General features: G+C 49.9%; 19 protein-coding genes and 1 riboswitch. Of the genes, 8 read left to right on the forward strand and 11 right to left on the reverse strand.

Translation table 11 applies throughout. The annotated features are described in order from the left end of the window. Positions 1–12: 12 nt before the first annotated feature. The 3 genes from AACS05_RS13340 (at position 13) to mntP (ending at position 2,364) form a co-directional block, all read left to right on the forward strand. On the forward strand, positions 13–864 hold the full coding sequence (locus AACS05_RS13340) for a PTS mannose transporter subunit IID (RefSeq protein WP_045443974.1): 852 nt from the start codon (positions 13–15) through the stop codon (positions 862–864). 60 nt (positions 865–924) lie between these two features. After that, the gene (locus tag AACS05_RS13345; protein WP_045443977.1) at positions 925–1,383 is read left to right on the forward strand and encodes a DUF986 family protein; all 459 of its coding nucleotides are present in this window, start codon (positions 925–927) and stop codon (positions 1,381–1,383) included. A 197-nt stretch (positions 1,384–1,580) separates the two neighbouring features. Further along, a riboswitch (yybP-ykoY riboswitch) is annotated at positions 1,581–1,681 on the forward strand. Positions 1,682–1,797: 116 nt separating this feature from the next. After that, complete coding sequence (mntP, locus tag AACS05_RS13350) at positions 1,798–2,364, forward strand: manganese efflux pump MntP (protein ID WP_045449666.1); 567 nt, start codon at positions 1,798–1,800, stop codon at positions 2,362–2,364. Here mntP and rlmA read toward each other — a convergent pair. From rlmA to mgrB, 6 genes are all read right to left on the reverse strand, one after another. Then, positions 2,361–3,170: a 23S rRNA (guanine(745)-N(1))-methyltransferase gene (rlmA, locus tag AACS05_RS13355; RefSeq protein WP_045443980.1), complete on the reverse strand. Its 810-nt coding sequence runs from the start codon at positions 3,168–3,170 to the stop codon at positions 2,361–2,363. The two genes, mntP and rlmA, sit on opposite strands and share 4 nt — an antisense overlap. Positions 3,171–3,233: 63 nt before the next feature. Continuing rightward, on the reverse strand, positions 3,234–4,979 hold the full coding sequence (gene ftsI / locus AACS05_RS13360) for a peptidoglycan glycosyltransferase FtsI (protein WP_045443983.1): 1,746 nt from the start codon (positions 4,977–4,979) through the stop codon (positions 3,234–3,236). A gap of 219 nt (positions 4,980–5,198) precedes the next feature. Then, positions 5,199–5,408, reverse strand: coding sequence for a transcription antiterminator/RNA stability regulator CspE (cspE, locus tag AACS05_RS13365; protein ID WP_001062678.1), 210 nt, complete (start codon positions 5,406–5,408; stop codon positions 5,199–5,201). A 12-nt stretch (positions 5,409–5,420) separates the two neighbouring features. Beyond that, on the reverse strand, positions 5,421–5,564 hold the full coding sequence (locus tag AACS05_RS13370) for a DUF2627 domain-containing protein (protein WP_003034983.1): 144 nt from the start codon (positions 5,562–5,564) through the stop codon (positions 5,421–5,423). Positions 5,565–6,202: 638 nt separating this feature from the next. Beyond that, positions 6,203–6,484, reverse strand: coding sequence for a YebO family protein (locus AACS05_RS13375; protein WP_045443989.1), 282 nt, complete (start codon positions 6,482–6,484; stop codon positions 6,203–6,205). Positions 6,485–6,558: 74 nt separating this feature from the next. Beyond that, positions 6,559–6,702: a PhoP/PhoQ regulator MgrB gene (gene mgrB, locus AACS05_RS13380; RefSeq protein ID WP_045443992.1), complete on the reverse strand. Its 144-nt coding sequence runs from the start codon at positions 6,700–6,702 to the stop codon at positions 6,559–6,561. Positions 6,703–6,866: 164 nt separating this feature from the next. Between mgrB and AACS05_RS13385 the strand changes: the two genes are divergently transcribed. Continuing rightward, a complete protein-coding gene (locus tag AACS05_RS13385) occupies positions 6,867–7,106 on the forward strand; it encodes a YobH family protein (RefSeq protein WP_045444005.1) in 240 nt (79 codons plus the stop codon). A gap of 119 nt (positions 7,107–7,225) precedes the next feature. On the opposite strand, the gene kdgR is transcribed toward AACS05_RS13385, so the two are convergent. Further along, the gene (gene kdgR, locus AACS05_RS13390; protein ID WP_045444008.1) at positions 7,226–8,017 is read right to left on the reverse strand and encodes a DNA-binding transcriptional regulator KdgR; all 792 of its coding nucleotides are present in this window, start codon (positions 8,015–8,017) and stop codon (positions 7,226–7,228) included. Positions 8,018–8,192: 175 nt separating this feature from the next. Here kdgR and AACS05_RS13395 point away from each other — a divergent pair, with 175 nt between their 5' ends. Next, on the forward strand, positions 8,193–9,566 hold the full coding sequence (locus AACS05_RS13395) for an MFS transporter (RefSeq protein WP_045444011.1): 1,374 nt from the start codon (positions 8,193–8,195) through the stop codon (positions 9,564–9,566). Between the two features lie 48 nt (positions 9,567–9,614). Here AACS05_RS13395 and htpX read toward each other — a convergent pair whose 3' ends face one another. The 4 genes from htpX to AACS05_RS13415 form a co-directional block, all read right to left on the reverse strand. After that, complete coding sequence (htpX, locus tag AACS05_RS13400; RefSeq protein ID WP_045444014.1) at positions 9,615–10,496, reverse strand: protease HtpX; 882 nt, start codon at positions 10,494–10,496, stop codon at positions 9,615–9,617. Between the two features lie 193 nt (positions 10,497–10,689). Next, complete coding sequence (gene prc / locus AACS05_RS13405; RefSeq protein ID WP_045444017.1) at positions 10,690–12,738, reverse strand: carboxy terminal-processing peptidase; 2,049 nt, start codon at positions 12,736–12,738, stop codon at positions 10,690–10,692. A 19-nt stretch (positions 12,739–12,757) separates the two neighbouring features. Beyond that, the gene (proQ, locus tag AACS05_RS13410; RefSeq protein ID WP_045444020.1) at positions 12,758–13,444 is read right to left on the reverse strand and encodes an RNA chaperone ProQ; all 687 of its coding nucleotides are present in this window, start codon (positions 13,442–13,444) and stop codon (positions 12,758–12,760) included. Positions 13,445–13,540: 96 nt separating this feature from the next. Continuing rightward, on the reverse strand, positions 13,541–14,038 hold the full coding sequence (locus AACS05_RS13415; protein WP_045444023.1) for a GAF domain-containing protein: 498 nt from the start codon (positions 14,036–14,038) through the stop codon (positions 13,541–13,543). A gap of 128 nt (positions 14,039–14,166) precedes the next feature. Here AACS05_RS13415 and yebS point away from each other — a divergent pair, with 128 nt between their 5' ends. The 3 genes from yebS (at position 14,167) to rsmF (ending at position 19,677) form a co-directional block, all read left to right on the forward strand. Then, positions 14,167–15,450, forward strand: coding sequence for a membrane integrity lipid transport subunit YebS (gene yebS, locus AACS05_RS13420; RefSeq protein ID WP_045444026.1), 1,284 nt, complete (start codon positions 14,167–14,169; stop codon positions 15,448–15,450). Next, complete coding sequence (locus AACS05_RS13425) at positions 15,419–18,052, forward strand: PqiB family protein (RefSeq protein WP_045444028.1); 2,634 nt, start codon at positions 15,419–15,421, stop codon at positions 18,050–18,052. Before yebS ends, AACS05_RS13425 begins: the two co-directional genes overlap by 32 nt. Before the next feature lie 203 nt (positions 18,053–18,255). After that, on the forward strand, positions 18,256–19,677 hold the full coding sequence (gene rsmF / locus AACS05_RS13430; RefSeq protein WP_071828971.1) for a 16S rRNA (cytosine(1407)-C(5))-methyltransferase RsmF: 1,422 nt from the start codon (positions 18,256–18,258) through the stop codon (positions 19,675–19,677). Positions 19,678–19,695: the final 18 nt, after the last annotated feature.

Genomic DNA, 19,695 nt, shown 5'->3' on the forward strand with positions numbered 1-19,695 from the left:
CAGGTGAGCGAAATGGTTGATATGACTAAAACTACCACCGAGAAAAAACTCACTCCGAGTGACATTCGTGGCGTGTTCATTCGTTCTAACCTGTTTCAGGGGTCATGGAACTTCGAACGTATGCAGGCGCTGGGTTTTTGCTTCTCCATGGTACCGGCTATCCGCCGTCTGTATCCGGAGAACAACGACGCACGTAAACAGGCTATTAAGCGTCACCTGGAATTCTTCAACACCCACCCGTACGTAGCGGCACCAGTACTCGGCGTAACGCTGGCGATGGAAGAGCAGCGTGCTAACGGCGCAGATATCGACGATGGTGCTATTAACGGTATCAAAGTTGGTCTGATGGGACCGCTGGCAGGCGTGGGCGACCCTATTTTCTGGGGAACCGTTCGTCCGGTATTTGCCGCACTTGGCGCCGGTATCGCAATGAGTGGCAGCTTGCTGGGTCCGTTGCTGTTCTTTATCCTGTTTAACCTGGTTCGTCTGGCTACGCGTTACTACGGCGTGGCTTACGGTTACCGCAAAGGTGTCGATATCGTTAAAGATATGGGCGGCGGCTTCCTGCAGAAACTGACTGAGGGGGCGTCAATCCTCGGCCTGTTTGTCATGGGAGCATTGGTTAACAAGTGGACGCATGTAAACATTCCGCTGGTGGTTTCCACTATCACCGGTCAGGATGGTCAGACTCGCGTTACCACCGTGCAGACTATCCTTGACCAGCTGATGCCGGGCCTGGTGCCTCTGCTGCTGACCTTCGCCTGTATGTGGCTGCTACGTAAGAAAGTTAACGCCCTGTGGATCATCGTTGGCTTCTTCGTCATCGGTATCGCGGGTTACTCTGTCGGCCTGCTCGGCCTGTAAGAGTGCTGTACATCACCGGGGGCATGCCCCCGGTTTTTCTATTTAGAGGGTTGAGGATTCATGACTATCACGGACCTGGTGCTGGTTCTTTTTATCTTATCGCTACTGGCGTTTGCTATTTACGATCAGTTCATCATGCCCCGCCGTAATGGCCCTACTCTGCTCGCAGTTCCCCTGCTTCCTCGTAGCCGTGTTGATAGCGTCATCTTCATTGGGCTGATCGTTATTCTTATCTACAACAACATCACCAGCCACGGGGCGCAATTCACCACATGGTTATTATGTGCACTGGTACTAATGGGGATATATCTGTTCTGGATCCGTACCCCAAAAATCATCTTTAAACAAAAAGGATTCTTCTTCGCCAATGTCTGGATTGAATATAACCGGATAAAAGAAATGAATTTATCTGAAGATGGCGTACTGGTAATGCAATTAGAACAGAGACGATTGCTCATTCGCGTACGAAATATAGACGATCTCGAAAAAATATATAAACTTTTAATTTCAAATCAATAAGTTAAAAAGATAGCCTGAACTATGTTTTTTTGTATTTCACCGAAAACACAACATAGCTAAGGCTATATTCTGGCGCTATGAATGTTATTTATTTAACGTTTTATCCACACTTAAATCTAAATGAAAATCGTTTTCAATTAGAAGTCAAATAATATTTCCCCCTTTCTTGTTTTATATTCTCAAAATATGTTAAGGTTGCGCCCGTCGTTGGGGAGTAGCCGATTTCCAGAATCCGGAAATGTACGTGTCAACATACTCGTCGCAAGACGTGGCACGTACGGACTAATCATAATTAGTCAGGCGAGACCATAGACACATCAACTGCAATGCATGCTTTATGAACCGCGTGTTCTGGCATGTATGGTTACTGGGGGCAGTGATGTGTTATATGGATACCCCGGTCAGGACGCTGTTATGAATATCACCGCTACTGTTCTTCTCGCTTTCGGCATGTCGATGGATGCCTTCGCAGCATCGATTGGCAAAGGTGCCACCCTACATAAACCCAAATTCTCAGAAGCCCTGCGTACTGGCCTTATTTTTGGCGCAGTTGAAACACTCACGCCGCTGATCGGCTGGGGTATGGGCATGCTGGCAAGTAAATTTGTACTCGAATGGAACCACTGGATTGCGTTCATCCTGCTGATTTTTCTGGGCGGACGAATGATCATTGAAGGCTTCCGCGACAACGATGATGAAGATGAAGAGCCGCAGCGTCGACATGGTTTCTGGCTGCTGGTCACTACCGCGATTGCCACCAGTCTGGATGCGATGGCTGTCGGTGTGGGTTTGGCTTTCCTGCAGGTAAACATCATCGCAACTGCCCTGGCCATAGGCTGTGCCACGCTAATAATGTCTACACTGGGAATGATGATTGGTCGCTTTATCGGCCCGATGTTGGGCAAAAGGGCTGAAATTCTGGGTGGGCTGGTACTGATTGGCATCGGTGCCCAGATCCTCTGGGCACATTTCCACGGTTAATTTTCACGCTGCCAGATATGAATGCTAAAGTCTGTCTGGCAGTCAAATGTCGTTTTCCCCGCCAGCGTCTCCCAGACCTCCGGTTTTGCCCGCCAGGCGAACGGTGTCATTTGCAGTAATGCCACTGCCTCACTGCCGCTCAGTTGCATCTGATATCCCAGCGCAATGCTCTGTTGCAGGTCAAAGCCTTCCAGTTGCTCGGTATGGGGCGCATGCAGGCGCACGTCGTCATAGATCAGCCCTTTCAGCTCCATTAAATGACGCGGTCCCGGCGTGGCCGTAATCACCCATCCGCCAGGTTTAACAACCCTGGCAAGCTCTTGCGCCTTGCAGGGGGCATAAATCCTGACAATGGCGTCCATTGATGCATCAGCAAATGGCAAACGATGACTTGATGCTACGCAAAATGTCACCTGCGGATACCGCCTGGCTGCGGCCTTAATCGCCACTTTTGAAACATCCAGACCGAATGTTGAGTTGCCCGTTATCGCGTCGGCAAAAGCATGCGTGTAATACCCTTCCCCACAGCCGATATCAAGAATCGCCGCCTGCTCTGACACGAGTCTTTCTTTCAGTACATTCACAATCGCATCGCGCAGCGGCTGATAATGTCCGGCATCGAGAAATGCCCGGCGTGCTTGCATCATTTCTGCGCTGTCACCGGGATCGCGCGACCGCTTATGCTGAACAGGAAGTAAGTTGACATACCCTTCTTTAGCCACGTCAAACTGATGCCGTTGAGGGCATATAAAGCTGTTTTTATCTTGAGTAAGAGATTGATGGCAAAGGGGACAGGAAAACGACATGACAACTCCGGCTGATGACTTCGGGGCGCAAGTGTAACGCGAATTACGCCCCGGGAAAATAACTTACAACGATGGTGCAGAGAGCTTATCGTCGTGCATAACCAGCAAATGGCTCGAGTCGGCGGGCATTCCATCCGGTTTAACGTTCTCCAGACGCAGAACGTCCCCCATTATCTGGCTAAATACAGGAGCCGATACTGCGCCACCATAGTAAGCCCCATTTTGTGGGTTGTTGATAACGACCACCAGTGCAAATTTAGGGTCGCTTGCCGGAGCGACACCTGCGGTATAGGCCACGTATTTATCGACATATTTACCGTCATCGCCAATTTTTTTCGCCGTACCGGTTTTAACCGCAACCCGATAATCTCTCACCGCAGCCTTTGTTCCCCCGCCACCAGGTAAAGCGACACTTTCCATCATATGTTCAACTTGATGAACTAACGCTTCCGGCATGACGCGTCTGCCAATGACCGGAGGGTCGATACGGGTGATGGAAAGCGGTCGGTAAATGCCAAAGCTGCCAATCGTGGCATAAACATGCGCCAGCTGTAGCGGCGTCACCATCAAACCGTAACCAAACGCGAAAGTTGCACGGTCCAGATCGCTCCAGTAACGCCTCTGGGGCATTAGACCGTTGCTTTCACCGGTTAATCCCAACCCGGTAGGATCGCCAAAACCAAAGCTTTTGTAGGTATCAAGCAAGCGCTGTACGGGCATTGCAAGTGAGAGATGGGAGACACCAGTATCGCTCGACTTTTGCAAAATACCGGTCAAAGATAGTTCAGGATAAAATCCTACGTCACGAATGCGATGCCCATCGACATAAAAAGGATGAGTATCAATCACGCTGTCTGGCTGCACAATTCCCTGTTGAAGAGCCGTCATAATTACCAGCGGCTTGACGGTAGAACCAGGCTCAAAAGTATCGCTAATCGCACGATTGCGAAAATCATCCAGCACCGCACCGTCGCGGTTGTTGGGGTTGAAGTCAGGGAAACTTGCCATAGAGAGAATTTCACCCGTGGCAATACTGACCAGCACTGCAGCACCGGACTCTGCCCTGTTCCACGAAACAGCATTGTCCAGCGCGTCCTCGGTTACTGTCTGCAAACGTTCATCAATACTAAGCTGCAATTCATGTGCAGGTACCGGCATTACTTCGGTGATATTTTCTATTACATGCCCAAATTTGTCTTTACGTACCAGCCGGGAACCCGGTTTACCCATCAACTGGGCATTGAAGCTTTTCTCAATCCCTTCGATACCTTGACCATCAATGTTAGTAAAGCCAATCAGGTTGGCAGCGACATGCCCTGCGGGATAGAAGCGACGGGTCTCTTCGCGCAGATTGATACCCGGAAGATTGAGCTTATCGATCCATTCAGCTTGCTGAGGTGAAATCTGTCGAGCCAGGTAGATAAAACGCCCGGCAGGATTGCTGTTAACCCGTGCAGCCAGTGTACTAAGCGACAGATGCAGCGTCTTTGCCAGCGCTTGCCAGCGTTCGCTATATCCAACTCCCCCCTTGCTAATAATGATCTTAGGATCGGCCCAGACAGCATTAACCGGTACGCTTACTGCCAGCGGACGCCCTTCTCTGTCAGTAATCATTCCGCGTGGCGAGGCCGTTGTCACCTCACGTAAAGAACGCATATCTTCCTGTTTTACCAGACTCGTTGGCGTAACAATTTGCAGCCATGCCACCCGACCAAGTAACAACCCCAGACTCAACAATATTGCCACGCAGAGCAGGGCAAAACGTACGGGAGTAAAATTGCGTGTATCGCCGTCGTTTCTCTTTTTCACCCGACCTCCAGCAAGATAGTTTTTCAGGTGACTGATTTAACGGGAATTGACGAGAGAAAGCGGGAAAAACAATGCTACGAACATCGTGCCTTTGCAACAAAGCGCTAATGGGAGGGCATTCAGAAATGTTTTGACGTAATTTGAATTAAAAAGCCCCGCATATGCGAGGCTTTATATCTGAGGTTGACGCGCCTGGGCGCTTCAAATCAGTGGTATCGATCAGATAGCTGTTACGTTAACAGCAGCCGGACCTTTCTGGCCGTCCTGAATTTCGAACTCAACGTTCTGGCCTTCAGCCAGAGTTTTGAAGCCGTTACCCTGGATTGCAGAGAAGTGTACGAACACGTCTTTGCTGCCGTCAGCAGGAGTAATGAAACCAAAACCTTTAGACTCGTTGAACCACTTAACTTGACCTTTAATCTTTGCCATTTGCAAAATTCCTTAGAGTATTTTCTTCGCCCGCAGGCATAACATAGATAAAACTGAGACATTACTGCTTGAGGCACTAATATAAGGTTCGGCAGAGAAGCGGTATTCAACGTCAACGTGTTTACTCAGGACTTCTTTACTGAAAATGCCACACATAAACAGAACTGTACCTCGTTTAACCCAAAACGTGTTATCACATACAACGATAATAATGGCAAGCCATTTTTAAACGTGTCTCGATCGGTCGCACAAATCCAGAAGTTCATCAAACAGCGACTGCACAGTTATGCGCCAAATCGAGTAAGGATATATCCATACCGCCCTCGCCCTGCCCCAACTGGCTTGCGCCATTGCCGGGACATTTCTACCATAGCTCAATAGGTTCGGTTGTTCCAGATTCTCTGATGCGTCGTGTGCTGAATATCATTTTTTATGCTTAGTAATGCATAAATTATCACAACGGTAAAAATGGGATCCGCATTCTGATTTTGCAGAAAAATAATGAAAGAATGATGACAATGCACAAAAAAGTTAGAGAAACGTTTCGCTGATAATAAAAACGATCGCTATCACAAAAATGCAATAATCATATTATTAACGTATGGATAATTATATTTAAGCCATTTCAGGAATAAGGAATTAATTGGTCAGGAGGTCTGGAGAAGTGACGTTGTGTGCATGATCACACGTGTATTGCACAACCGAAACAGCGGAAAATGATCTTGATATTGTTGTCGACAGGATGAAGCATCTGAGAACAATGTCAGCAGACTCTCACCCTGTCTTTCTGGTTACTACCGTTCTGCTACCAGGCGGATGATGTCGTCATCTTCATCCTGTTTTTGCACCGCAGGCTCTGCTGCCTTCTCGGGCTCGTTAGCTTCACAAAGACGACGAAGTAAAGCGTTCTGTCGTTTTTGCTGCTCCAACAATGCTTCGAGCAACTCAATCTGCTCATTAGTACGTGAACTTGCACGATTGATGAAAAACCACAGCACAAGCCCGATTACCAGAACCACCACCGATACAACTAAAGACGCAAAATTCAACACGCCAGAGTTCAAAACTTCGTTCATTTCACCACCTCAATGTAGACAGCGTAGTTTACCACTGCCGCACAAGAAGGTAATCAACTGTTGCAAAAATGCGCTTACCAGGGAATAAATTTATTGATGGCGCAAATGCCGCTGAAAAATTGTACGTCCTGATCGCACATGATGTTGAACACCTGCGCCCACATCAGTATGCCCACCAGCACGACAACAATCAGAACCACCCATCGAATTTTTTTCACTCCAACTCCACTCTCCGAATCCAGATTTTATGCTGTTAAATTATCACGCGTTACCTAAACCCAGCGTTAACTGTAGCGGCATTAAATATTTTTAGGAATGATTCACTTGTTTCATCCAGTGTACAAGCTAATCTTATAATAACGAGAAAAGATAAGAGGTTGTAATGCGTCTGATTATTCGCGCTATTGTATTGTTGGCTCTGGTTTGGATTGGTTTATTACTCAGTGGCTACGGAGTTTTGATAGGAAGCAAGGAGAACGCGGCAGGTCTCGGTCTGCAATGCCAGTATCTGACCGCACGTGGCACCAGTACCGCACAGTACGTTCACAGCAACAGCGGTATCATCGGTCTGTCTGATTGCCCCGTGTTACGCAAAAGCACAGTGGTTGTCGATAACGGTTAATATAAGAGCAATATAGCCGGTAAGTTATTTATTACATCTTCAACTTATATTGATGATGACTATTAAAAAAGCCCCGGAAAAATATCTGGGGCTTTTTAACATGTCGAAAACTAGCCAGATCAGAATGGGTAGTCGTTATAACCCATTTGTTCTGAAATTTTACGCGCTGCTGTGTGCAACATCGCGACATACTCATGTAAGCGCTCTTCGGAGAAACGCAAGGTCGGGAATGAAATACTCAGTCCCGCAATCACGACACCGAAACGGTCAAACACTGGTACGCCGATGCAACGCAGACCTTCTTCCTGCTCTTCATTATCTTCGCCGTAGCCCTGCTCACGCACTTTATCTAACAACAACAGCAGCTCATCAGTATTGGTTATTGTGCGCTCAGTGCTGCGTTTGTACTCAATACCATCGAGGATCTGCTTCACTTCCTCACGGTCACGCCAGGCCAGCAGTACTTTACCAATAGCTGTACTGTACAATGGGTTACGGCGACCTACGCGAGAATACATGCGTAAATTGTACATCGAGTCGATTTTATGAATGTAGACAATGCTGTCTTCGTCCAGAGCCCCCAGATGCACAGTCTCTTTTGTCAGACGCGAAAGTTCGCGCATCTGAATGTCAGCGCTTCTAATCAAGTCAACGTTTTGCAACGCGCGAGCGCCCAACTCAAACAATTTCAGGGTCAGCGAATATTTCTCAGACTCCCCTTCTTGTGCCACATACCCCAGCGTTTTCATTGTCTGCAAAAAGCGATAAACGGTGCTTTTCGACATCATGACGCGTTGCGACAGTTCGGTAATACCAATTTCGCGCTCTTCACCCAGCGCCTGCAGGATGCCAAAAACCTTCAGCACGGAAGATACAGAATCGGGTTGTTTATCCAGATCTGCGATTGCCATTTATCACCTCATTACGAGTGTTTTATAAAAATCAGAACCGGTTTTTATTATAATTTCACGCAATGCCCCTCGCAATCCATCTTTGCTTACTTAGTTACAAATCTGCGACATAACGCCTGAATATCAATGCTAATATCATTATTCTCATCATCATACCCGACAACATTGACTTCCTATGGAAAGAATCCAGGCCGATGGCCTGCCATTGCCCCAGCGATATGGCGCAATTTTAACCATTATTATTGGTATCTCTATGGCAGTGCTGGATGGTGCAATTGCTAACGTTGCTCTTCCGACGATTGCCGCAGATCTTCAGGCCTCCGCAGCCAGTTCAATTTGGGTCGTTAACGCCTATCAAATTGCGATTGTCGTCTCACTCCTGTCACTCTCATTTTTGGGCGATATGTTTGGCTACCGACGTATTTATAAATGTGGGTTGGTCATTTTTCTGTTCGCTTCATTATTTTGTGCCTTATCAGATTCCTTACAAATGCTAACGCTGGCGCGAGTGGCTCAAGGTTTTGGCGGGGCAGCGCTAATGAGCGTTAATACGGCGCTGATAAGACTTATTTATCCCCAACGCCAGCTTGGCCGGGGGATGGGCATTAACTCCTTTATTGTGGCGGTCTCTTCAGCAGCCGGTCCTACAATTGCCGCGGCAATACTGTCCGTTGCGTCATGGAAATGGTTATTTTTGATTAACGTGCCGTTGGGGATTATTGCGTTACTACTGGCAATGCGTTTTTTACCGGCCAATGCTGCCCGGCAGTCAACACCACGTTTTGACTTACCGAGCGCGGTGATGAATGCCCTGACCTTCGGATTGCTGATTACCGCACTCAGTGGATTTGCGCAGGGACAGTCTTTGACGCTCATTGGTATAGAACTGGCGATGATGATCGTGGTCGGTTTTTTCTTTATTCGCCGTCAACTGTCATTGCCAGTCCCTCTGCTGCCGGTCGACTTGCTGCGTATCCCACTTTTCTCATTGTCTATCGGCACGTCTATCTGTTCTTTTTGCGCTCAGATGTTAGCTATGGTGTCACTCCCCTTTTACCTGCAAACCGTGTTGGGTCGCAGTGAAGTGGAAACAGGTTTGCTATTGACTCCCTGGCCGCTAGCCACCATGGTCATGGCCCCACTTGCTGGCTATTTAATTGAACGGGTACATGCCGGACTATTGGGGGCAATGGGGCTGGCGACAATGGCTGTTGGCCTTTTCTCGCTGATGCTACTACCCGCTTCACCGTCTGATTTTAATATCATCTGGCCGATGATACTTTGTGGCGCCGGATTTGGCCTTTTCCAGTCACCAAATAACCATACTATCATCATGTCGGCCCCCCGGGATCGTAGCGGAGGCGCAAGCGGTATGTTGGGGACGGCACGTTTGCTGGGACAAAGCAGCGGTGCGGCGTTAGTCGCGTTGATGCTGAATCAGTTTGGTGACAGCGGGACGCACATGTCGTTAATGACGGCAGGTATTCTGGCCACGGTCGCCGCGATTGTGAGTGGTTTACGTATTACGCAACCTCGGGTTCAGGGGTAAAAAAAAAAGCGCGTCCAGGGACGCGCTTTTCTCTCATGCTTCCGCAGGTTATTTCAGGTATTCCCCACTGCGCAACGCTTCAATACGTTTATCCAACGGAGGGTGGGTCATAAACAACTCACTCAACGATTTAGATTTACCATTGATGCAGAACGCCATCATGCTGGTTGCTTCCTGTGGCTCATAGCTGGTTTTCAGACGCTGCAGTGCAGCAATCATTTTCTCACGACCAACCAGTTTTGCTGAACCCGCATCCGCATGGAATTCACGATGACGCGAGAACCACATGGTAATAATGCTCGCCAGAATACCAAACACCAGTTCCAGCACCGTCGCTACCGCAAAATAAATTAACGGGTTGCCGTTGCTGCCCTCACCTTCTTCACGGTTTCCGCCCATAAAACCAGCGGCAATCTGCGCGAGAATACGCGAGATAAAGATTACGAAGGTGTTCACCACGCCCTGAATCAGCGTCATGGTGACCATATCGCCATTGGCAATGTGGCTTATCTCATGTGCAATAACGGCTTCAGCTTCATCCGGGCTCATGTTTTGCAGCAAGCCCGTACTGACCGCCACCAGTGACGCATCACGGCGCGCACCAGTGGCAAACGCGTTAATATCTGGCGCATGGTAGATAGCAACCTGCGGCATAGCGATACCAGCCTGACGAGCCTGTGTGGCTACAGTATTCATCAGCCAGCGTTCTCTTTCATTACGGGGCTGTTCAATCACTTCCCCGCCAACGGACTTTAACGCCATCCATTTTGACATCAGCAGCGAAATGAAGGAACCACCAAAACCAAACAGCAGTGCCATGATCAACAAGCCTTGAACGCTGCTTGACTGGATCCCTGTCAGGCTCAATACCAGCCCGAAAACGACCATCACAGCCAGGTTCGTCAGCAGGAAGAGCGCGATTCGCATCATAATTTTCTTTTAACCTCAATTTAACAAAACGCACTATGCGATTACCCATATCGTATGGGTCTTACAGCTATTTTCAAGCATGCATACGTGCTAAGTCACCAGAAAGACACAACTTTACATTTTATCGTATCAGGCTGACGACTTCATGCGCTTGTTAAAAAAAACAGGCACAATTTCTTGTGCCTGTTTGTTTTTACTGACTTGTTGCGGGCTGTTCCGCTGGCTTATCTTTTTCCAGATGCGCCAGATCGAGCGCGATTTTAACCGTTTCATCCAGGTACGGATCCGGCTCCTGGTAATCCTTCGGCAGATCGTCCAGTTTCTTCAGCGGCGGCTTGCCTTCACGTTTAAAACGATCGTTTATGCGCGCCAGACGCATCGCGTCATCTTCGTTATTCTCTTTCTCACGCTGGGCGTAATTAAGAGAAGCGATGTTGCGCTTATCCTTCATTGCATTGAAACGGGCAATATCTTTCATGATGTACTGGAACTCAGGATCGTTCACAATACGTGCATTATGCTCTTTCAGCAATTCAGGACCGAACGGCGTCAAATTATCCGACTTCGTATAGGTCGCCGCATCGATGCTATCCCAAGGCAAAGCGTTATCTTCAAACTTCTCACCGGTTTCTGTTTCTTCATTACCTGTCGGCATGATGATATCCGGCGTAACGCCCTTACGCTGCGTACTGCCACCGTTTACACGGTAGAACTTCTGAATAGTGTACTGAACTGAACCCAGCGCAGGCCATTCCGGACGTAACATCTGATCGTAGATACGGTTCAGAGAACGGTACTGCTGTACCGTGCCTTTCCCGAAGGTCGGTTCACCGACAATCAACGCACGACCGTAGTCCTGCATTGCCGCAGCAAAAATCTCCGATGCCGAGGCACTGAAGCGGTCAACCAACACCACCAGCGGACCTTTGTAGTAAACAACGCCGTCGGTATCGCTGTCTTCGCGCACCTTACCGTTATTATCACGAACCTGAACAACCGGACCAGAAGGAATAAACAGACCGGAAAGCGAAACGGCTTCAGTAAGCGCCCCACCACCATTAGTACGCAGATCGATAATCACACTGCTGACATTCTGTTTTTCCAGCTTCTGCAGCTGAACTTTGACATCGTCCGTCAGACCGACATAGAAGCCCGGAATATCCAGTACGCCGACTTTTTCTTTGCCAACGGTTTTCACGGACATTTTAACAGCACGATCTTCCAGACGAATGCGTTCACGCGTCAGCGTTACAGTACGCGTCTTAGTGCCTTTACCGGCAGGCAGGATCTCAAGACGAACCTTGCTGCCTTTTGGTCCTTTGATCAGCGCTACAACGTCATCAAGACGCCAGCCAATGACATCAACCATGCCTTTACCCGACTGACCTACGCCGACAATGCGATCGCCTACGCTAATCGCCTTGCTCTTGGCCGCCGGGCCACCCGCAACCATAGAATTAATGACGGTATAGTCATCATCCATTTGCAGAACGGCACCAATACCTTCCAGAGACAAACTCATTTCGGTATTGAACTGTTCAGTGTTACGCGGGGACAAGTAGTTAGTATGCGGATCGATTTCGCGCGCAAAAGCGGTCATAGCCAGTGAGAACACGTCTTCACTGTTAGTCTGCGCCAGTCGGCGGATCGCAAATTTGTAACGACGCGTCAGCGTTTCACGAATTTCTGCATCGGTCTTGCCGGTCAGTTTCAGGCTAAGTTCGTCGAATTTAACTTTGCCGTCCCACAGAGCATTAAGCTCTGCTTCGCTTTTCGGCCACGGCGCTTTGCTGCGATCAAGATTAAAGGTGTCGTTACCGGTGAAATCCATTGGACGCGCCAGCACGCTTAATGCGTACTGATAGCGTTCAAATCGACGTTTTTGCGCCAGATTATAGAGATCGTAAAACACATCCAGCTTGCCCGTACGCAGTTCATCGGCCAGGACGGCTTTCTTTTTGGCAAACTGCTCTATATCACTCGCCAACAGCACGTTATGGCTGTAGTCGAGCAAATTCAGATAGCGGTCAAAAATTTTTGCCGAAAACGCCTGATCCAGATCGAACTGGCGATAATGTGAACGCGTAAAGCGCGATGTTACACGTTCACTCACTGTCGCATGCTGCGTTTCTTCCTTTAAAACGGGGATTTGATCGGCACGCGTAATGTCTTCCACAGCGAATGCCTGGCCTGCTAATGCAAGCAGACCAGCTAACGCGGTAAGCCTAAAAAAAGTGTTCATGCCAGGCCAGGCCTCCGTTTCAGAACACCAGGTGTTCTGCGCGTACAATCAAAGACATACCCGAATTCAGCTGTACACGGACGCCATCTTTGGTGATTTCTAATACGGTGGCATCCATCGCATTATTTCCTGCTTTTACCTTCAAAGACTGCCCTACCTTCAGCACTGAAATATCAGAGACTGGGGTATGCTGTTCTTCACGAGGAGCACGCGGTGCCTGAGCAGCCGGTTTTTCAGCGCGAGGATTACGCGGAGCGGCATCTTTACGACGCGGAGCAGGACGCGGCTTACGCTCACGACGCGGTGCGTCCTCTTTTTCACCCGCAGCAGCGGCCGCTTCGCGTTTTTTCGCCTGTTGCTCTGCACGCTGCGCCTGAACGCGAGCTTTTGCTTCTTCAAGCTGTTTACGCGCATGCTCAACGTGCTGCTCATCCAGCTCACCACATGGGTTGCCGTCGAGGTCAACACGCGTTGCGCCCAGCTTAACGCCATACAGATAGCGCCAGCTTGAAGTATATAGACGTAAGGCAGAACGAAGCTGAGTCTTGCTGAGGTTCATTTCACCCTCAACACGCTCTACCAGATCCTGAAAAATGCCAATTTTCAGCGGGCGCGCTTCGCCTTCCGCACTAAAACACTGCGGGAAGCGTTCGGCCAGAAACGCGATGACTTCTTTACTACTATTCAACTTAGGTTGATTTTCCATGAAATTTCCTGATTACAACGGACGTAGCCAACAAGCGCAGGCATGAACAGGCGTCATTATAATGACGCCATCAGTAATTGCTACGTTATCCGTTGATTATCCTGCGACGGGAGCAAAGAATTTTTTGTAATCCGTCGTTGCAAGCACGGTTTCAAGCTGTGCCACGAGCGTACGCAGCCCCTGTTCATCTTCTTCAGTAAAGCGGCCAAAAGCCGTGCTATCAATATCCAGCACGCCTATTATCTGATTTTCGACCGTTATCGGCAGTACAATTTCAGCGTTGCTGGCCGCATCGCAAGCGATATGCCCATCAAAAGCATGAACGTCTTCAATGCGCTGAACCTGGTTCTGCGCCACTGCGGTGCCGCATACCCCCCGACCAACCGGAATACGTACGCAGGCGATCTTGCCCTGGAAAGGGCCAAGCACCAGCGTGTCGTTTTCGAGCAGGTAAAAACCAGCCCAGTTCACTTCTGCAAGACGCTCGTACAACAAAGCGCTGGTATTCGCCAGCGTTGCCAGAAAACTGGTTTCACCTGCCATTAATGCGCGAAAATCACGGTTCAGATCCGTGTATAGCTCTATTTTGTTCATTATGTAATCACTTAGTTGTCTTACTCAAAACTGCAGCCTACTAAAATAAACATTAAATGCGTTAATGCTCAAGATCATTCCCGTCATGAGTTAAGATAACATTACTCTAACACTTTGATCTGCGATACATGGCCTTAAATACTCCGCGCACCAAGCCATCGAAAAAAATAGCGATCAGGTCCATCGGTGAGGCGCTACCCCGCGCACATTATCAGCGGTGCCCTGAATGTGACACGCTATTTAGCTTGCCGAAAATGCGTTCGCACCAAAGTGCATACTGCCCTCGCTGTCAGGCAAAAATCCGTGACGGACGCGACTGGTCATTGACGCGACTGGCGGCGATGGCCGTTACAATGTTGCTACTGATGCCCTTTGCCTGGGGAGAACCACTGTTACACATCTATTTATTGGGCATCCGTATTGACGCTAATGTGGTACAGGGTATCTGGCAAATGACCCGGCAAGGCGATCCGCTAACCGCATCCATCGTGCTATTTTGCGTAGCCGGCGCGCCGATAATACTCGTCTCCTCAATCGCATATCTGTGGTTTGGTAATATTCTCGGTATGAACCTGCGCCCAGTATTGCTGATGTTGGAAAGACTTAAAGAGTGGGTCATGCTGGATATCTATCTGGTGGGTATTGGCGTCGCTTCAATCAAAGTGCAAGATTATGCTTTTCTGCAACCCGGCGTGGGGCTTTTTGCATTTATCGCGTTGGTGATCCTCAGTATTCTGACGCTATCGCACCTCAATGTTGAGCAACTGTGGGAACGTTTTTATCCGCAAAGACCAGCCCGTCGCCCTGATGAAAAGCTTCGCGTCTGCCTTGGCTGTCACTTTACAGGCTATCCCGATGCTCGCGGACGTTGCCCCCGTTGCCATATTCCGCTGCGCTGGCGCAGGAATCAGAGCATCCAAAAGTGCTGGGCTGCACTGTTAGCCTCGATTGTCTTTCTCCTGCCTGCTAATCTGCTGCCTATATCGGTCATATACGTTAACGGATCCCGGCAGGAAGACACTATTCTCTCGGGGATCATGTCTCTGGCCAACAGTAATGTCGGCGTCGCGGCAATCGTCTTTATCGCCAGTATCCTGGTGCCTTTCACCAAAGTGATTGTGATGTTTACTTTGTTGTTCAGCATCCACTTTAAATGTGAACAAGGATTACGCACGCGCATCTTATTACTGCGCATGGTGACCTGGATTGGCCGCTGGTCAATGCTGGATCTCTTTGTTATCGCCTTAACTATGTCGCTGATTAACCGCGATCAGATACTTGCTTTTACTATGGGACCGGCTGCGTTTTATTTCGGCGCAGCGGTAATATTGACTATTCTTGCTGTGGAATGGCTGGACAGCCGCTTACTTTGGGATGCACATGAGTCAGGAAACGCCCGCTTCGCAGACTGAAGCACAGATTAAAACAAAACGCCGCATTTCTCCGTTCTGGCTGCTGCCGATCATTGCATTGATGATCGCAGGGTGGCTTATCTGGGGAAGCTATGAAGATCGCGGCAACACCGTAACCATCGACTTTATGTCTGCGGATGGCATTGTACCGGGCCGTACTCCCGTTCGTTACCAGGGTGTCGAAGTTGGTACAGTGCAGGATATCAGTCTCAGCAAAGATCTGCGTAAGATTGAGGTTCGGGTTAGCATCAAATCCAGCATGAAAGATGCTCTGCGTAAAGACACACAATTCTGGCTGGTGACGCCGAAAGCATCGCTGGCAGGCGTCTCTGGCCTTGATGCACTGGTTGGCGGTAACTATATCGGAATGATGCCCGGAACCGGTGAAGCAGAGGATCATTTTGTCGCGCTTGATACGCAACCAAAGTACCGCCTGAACAACGGCGATTTGATGCTTCATCTGCATGCGCCCGACCTCGGCTCCCTCAACAGTGGTTCATTGGTTTACTTCCGCAAGATACCGGTAGGCCGGGTGTATGACTACACCATAAATCCCAACAATCAGGGCGTGACTATCGACGTACTGATTGAGCGCCGATTTACCAATCTGGTGAAAAAAGGCAGCCGTTTCTGGAATGTTTCCGGTGTAAATGCGGATGTCAGCCTCAGCGGCGCGAAGGTCAAACTGGAAAGCCTCGCTGCACTGGTTAATGGCGCGATCGCCTTTGATTCACCGGAGGATTCGCAACCCGCCGTCGCAGACGATACGTTCGGTTTGTACCAGGACCTGGCACACAGCCAACGCGGCGTGATAGTGAAACTCGAACTCCCCAGTGGCGATGGTCTAAAAGCAGGTTCAACGGCACTGATGTATCAGGGGCTGGAGGTAGGCGAACTCACTAAACTGGATTTGAATCCAGGGGGTAAAGTCACCGGTGAGATGACGGTCGACCCCAGCGTCGTCACGCTGCTGCGGGAGAACACGCGTATCGAATTACACAGCCCCAAATTGTCGTTGAGCGATGTGAATCTCAGTTCACTGCTCACGGGTAAAACCTTCGAACTGGTGCCCGGTGAGGGCGAGCCTCGAAGCCAGTTTGTGGTTGTTCCCGGCGAGAAATCCTTGCTTCATGACCCGGGCGTGATGACGTTCACCCTGACGGCACCGGAAAGCTATGGCATTGATGCCGGGCAACCGTTGATCCTGCACGGTGTACAAGTCGGACAAGTTATTGAACGAACCCTATCCAGCAAAGGCGTCTCTTTTACCGTCGCCATCGAACCGCAACATCGCGACCTGGTGCTGGGTGACAGTAAATTTGTGGTCAATAGCCGGGTGGATGTCAAAGTAGGTATTGATGGCGTGGAGTTCCTCGGCGCCAGTGCCAGCGAATGGATTAGCGGAGGCATTCGCATTTTACCGGGTACGAAAGGTGAAATGAAAAGCAGCTATCCGCTGTATGCCAATCTGGAAAAAGCCATCGAAAACAGCCTGAGCGATCTACCGACCACCACGCTCAGCCTGCGTGCCGAAACGCTGCCGGATGTGCAAGCTGGCTCAGTGGTGTTATACCGTAAATTTGAGGTGGGCGAAGTTATTAGTGTACGTCCTCGTGCCGAGGCGTTTGACATCGATCTGCATATCAAACCTGAATATCGCAATCTGTTGACCAGCAACAGCGTGTTCTGGGCTGAAGGTGGCGCAAAAGTTCAACTCAACGGCAGCGGTTTGACCGTTCAGGCATCCCCTCTGTCGCGCGCGCTCAAGGGTGCGATTAGCTTCGATAACCTGAGCGGAGCCAGCGCCAGTCAGCGCAAAGGCGACAAACGTATCCTGTATGCCTCTGAAACCGCTGCGCGTGCTGTGGGGGGGCAAATTACCTTGCACGCATTTGATGCCGGTAAGCTCGCCGCGGGCATGCCGATTCGCTACCTGGGTATCGATATCGGTCAGATCCAGACTCTTGAACTGATCACTGCTCGTAACGAAGTTCAGGCGAAAGCGGTACTATACCCGGAGTATGTCCAGACTTTTGCACGTGCCGGCACCCGCTTCTCGGTCATTACTCCACAAATCTCCGCCGCAGGCGTGGAGCATCTGGATACAATCCTGCAACCTTACATTAATGTTGAACCAGGACGAGGCAATCCACGCCGCGATTTCGAACTACAAGAAGCCACTATTACTGATTCGCGTTACCTTGATGGCCTGAGCATCGTGGTGGAAGCATCAGAAGCTGGATCGCTGAATATCGGTACACCAGTCCTGTTCAGAGGGATTGAAGTGGGAACCGTCACCGGACTGACGCTGGGTTCACTTTCTGACCGCGTAATGATCGCCATGCGTATCAGCAAGCGCTATCAGCATCTGGTGCGTAATAATTCCGTGTTCTGGCTGGCCTCCGGTTACAACCTCGACTTCGGCCTGACTGGCGGCGTCGTGAAAACCGGTACCTTCAACCAATTCATTCGCGGCGGTATCGCCTTCGCTACCCCACCGGGTACTCCACTGGCTCCAAAAGCACAAGAGGGTAAACACTTCCTGTTGCTGGAGAGCGAACCGAAAGAATGGCGCGAATGGGGTACCGCCCTGCCGCGCTAATGTCCCCTGCTCCGGCGTACGCGCGCCGGAGCGTTTATACCCTTCATACTTCAAGTTGCAGGTGAGTTGGTTTCACTCGCTTACCGCGTTACTGGCCTGTGGCTTCGACCCTTAGCGGCCAGCGCAAGCGTTGTTGTCCTGCAACTCGAAATATTCAGGGTATATGCTAAACTGCGCACCTGTTTTTTTGCCGGTGCGACCAAGTGGCTTATTTTCCAGACGCCTTTCTGACTCAAATGCGTGAAGCAATGCCTTCCACGCTCTCTTTCGATGACTTTCTTGCCGCCTGCCAGCGTCCGTTACGCCGCAGCATTCGCGTGAATACACTAAAAATCTCCGTTGCCGATTTTCTCGACCTAACTGCACCTTACGGCTGGTCGCTCACGCCAGTTCCCTGGTGTGAGGAAGGTTTCTGGATCGAACGTGGTGATGAAGAGTCAGTGCCGCTGGGCAGCACCGCTGAGCATTTAAGCGGTCTTTTTTATATTCAGGAAGCCAGCTCAATGCTGCCGGTTGCCGCGCTGTTTGCCGAAGGTAATATGCCGGATCGTGTGATGGATGTCGCAGCAGCTCCTGGCTCTAAAACTACACAAATAGCGGCAAAAATGAATAACAAGGGCGCAATCCTGGCGAATGAGTTTTCCGCCAGTCGCGTTAAAGTGCTGCATGCCAATATCAGCCGCTGCGGGATCAGTAACGTCGCCTTAACCCACTTTGACGGGCGCGTGTTTGGCGCTGCTCTTCCGGAAACTTTTGATGCGATTTTACTGGATGCTCCGTGTTCCGGCGAAGGCGTGGTGCGTAAAGATCCCGATGCGCTGAAAAACTGGTCCGTTGAAAGTAATCTTGAGATTGCCGCCACGCAGCGCGAACTGCTCGACAGCGCATTTCACGCCTTACGTCCCGGTGGCACGCTGGTTTATTCAACGTGCACTTTAAACCGTGACGAAAACGAATCCATCATGCAGTGGCTGATAGAAACTTATCCAGATGCCGTCGAGTTTCTTCCATTGGGTGACTTATTTCCTGGAGCCGAACGTGCCCTCACGCCGGAGGGATTTCTACATGTATTCCCGCAAATTTACGACTGTGAAGGGTTCTTTGTCGCGCGTTTGCGCAAAACCGCCGCGATTCACGCCCTGCCAGCCCCAAAATACAGGGTTGGAAACTTTCCATTCAGTCCGCTGAAAGGACGTGAAACTGCGCAAATCACCGCCGCGGCGAATGCCTGTGCAATACAATGGGATAATAATCTGCGTCTCTGGCAACGTGATAAAGAGGTCTGGCTATTCCCCGTAGAAATTGAAGCGCTGATTGGTAAGGTCCGTTTTTCCCGTCTCGGGATCAAGCTGGCTGAAACCCATAATAAAGGATACCGCTGGCAGCATGAGGCAGTGATCGCCCTTGCTAATCCGAATCACAATAATGCGTTCGAACTGACCCTTGAGGAAGCGGAAGAGTGGTATCGCGGCAGAGATGTCTATCCGCAAACCTCTCCGGCAACCGACGACGTGCTGGTCACATTCCAGCAGCAGCCAATTGGTCTGGCGAAGCGTATTGGTTCGCGATTAAAGAACAGTTATCCGCGCGATCTTGTCCGGGATGGCAAACTCTTTACAGGATAACGCACATTTTTACTGGCG

Origin of the sequence: Citrobacter sp. S-77 (assembly GCF_963864895.1) — a bacterium.
Classification (GTDB): Bacteria; Pseudomonadota; Gammaproteobacteria; order Enterobacterales; family Enterobacteriaceae; genus Citrobacter; species Citrobacter murliniae.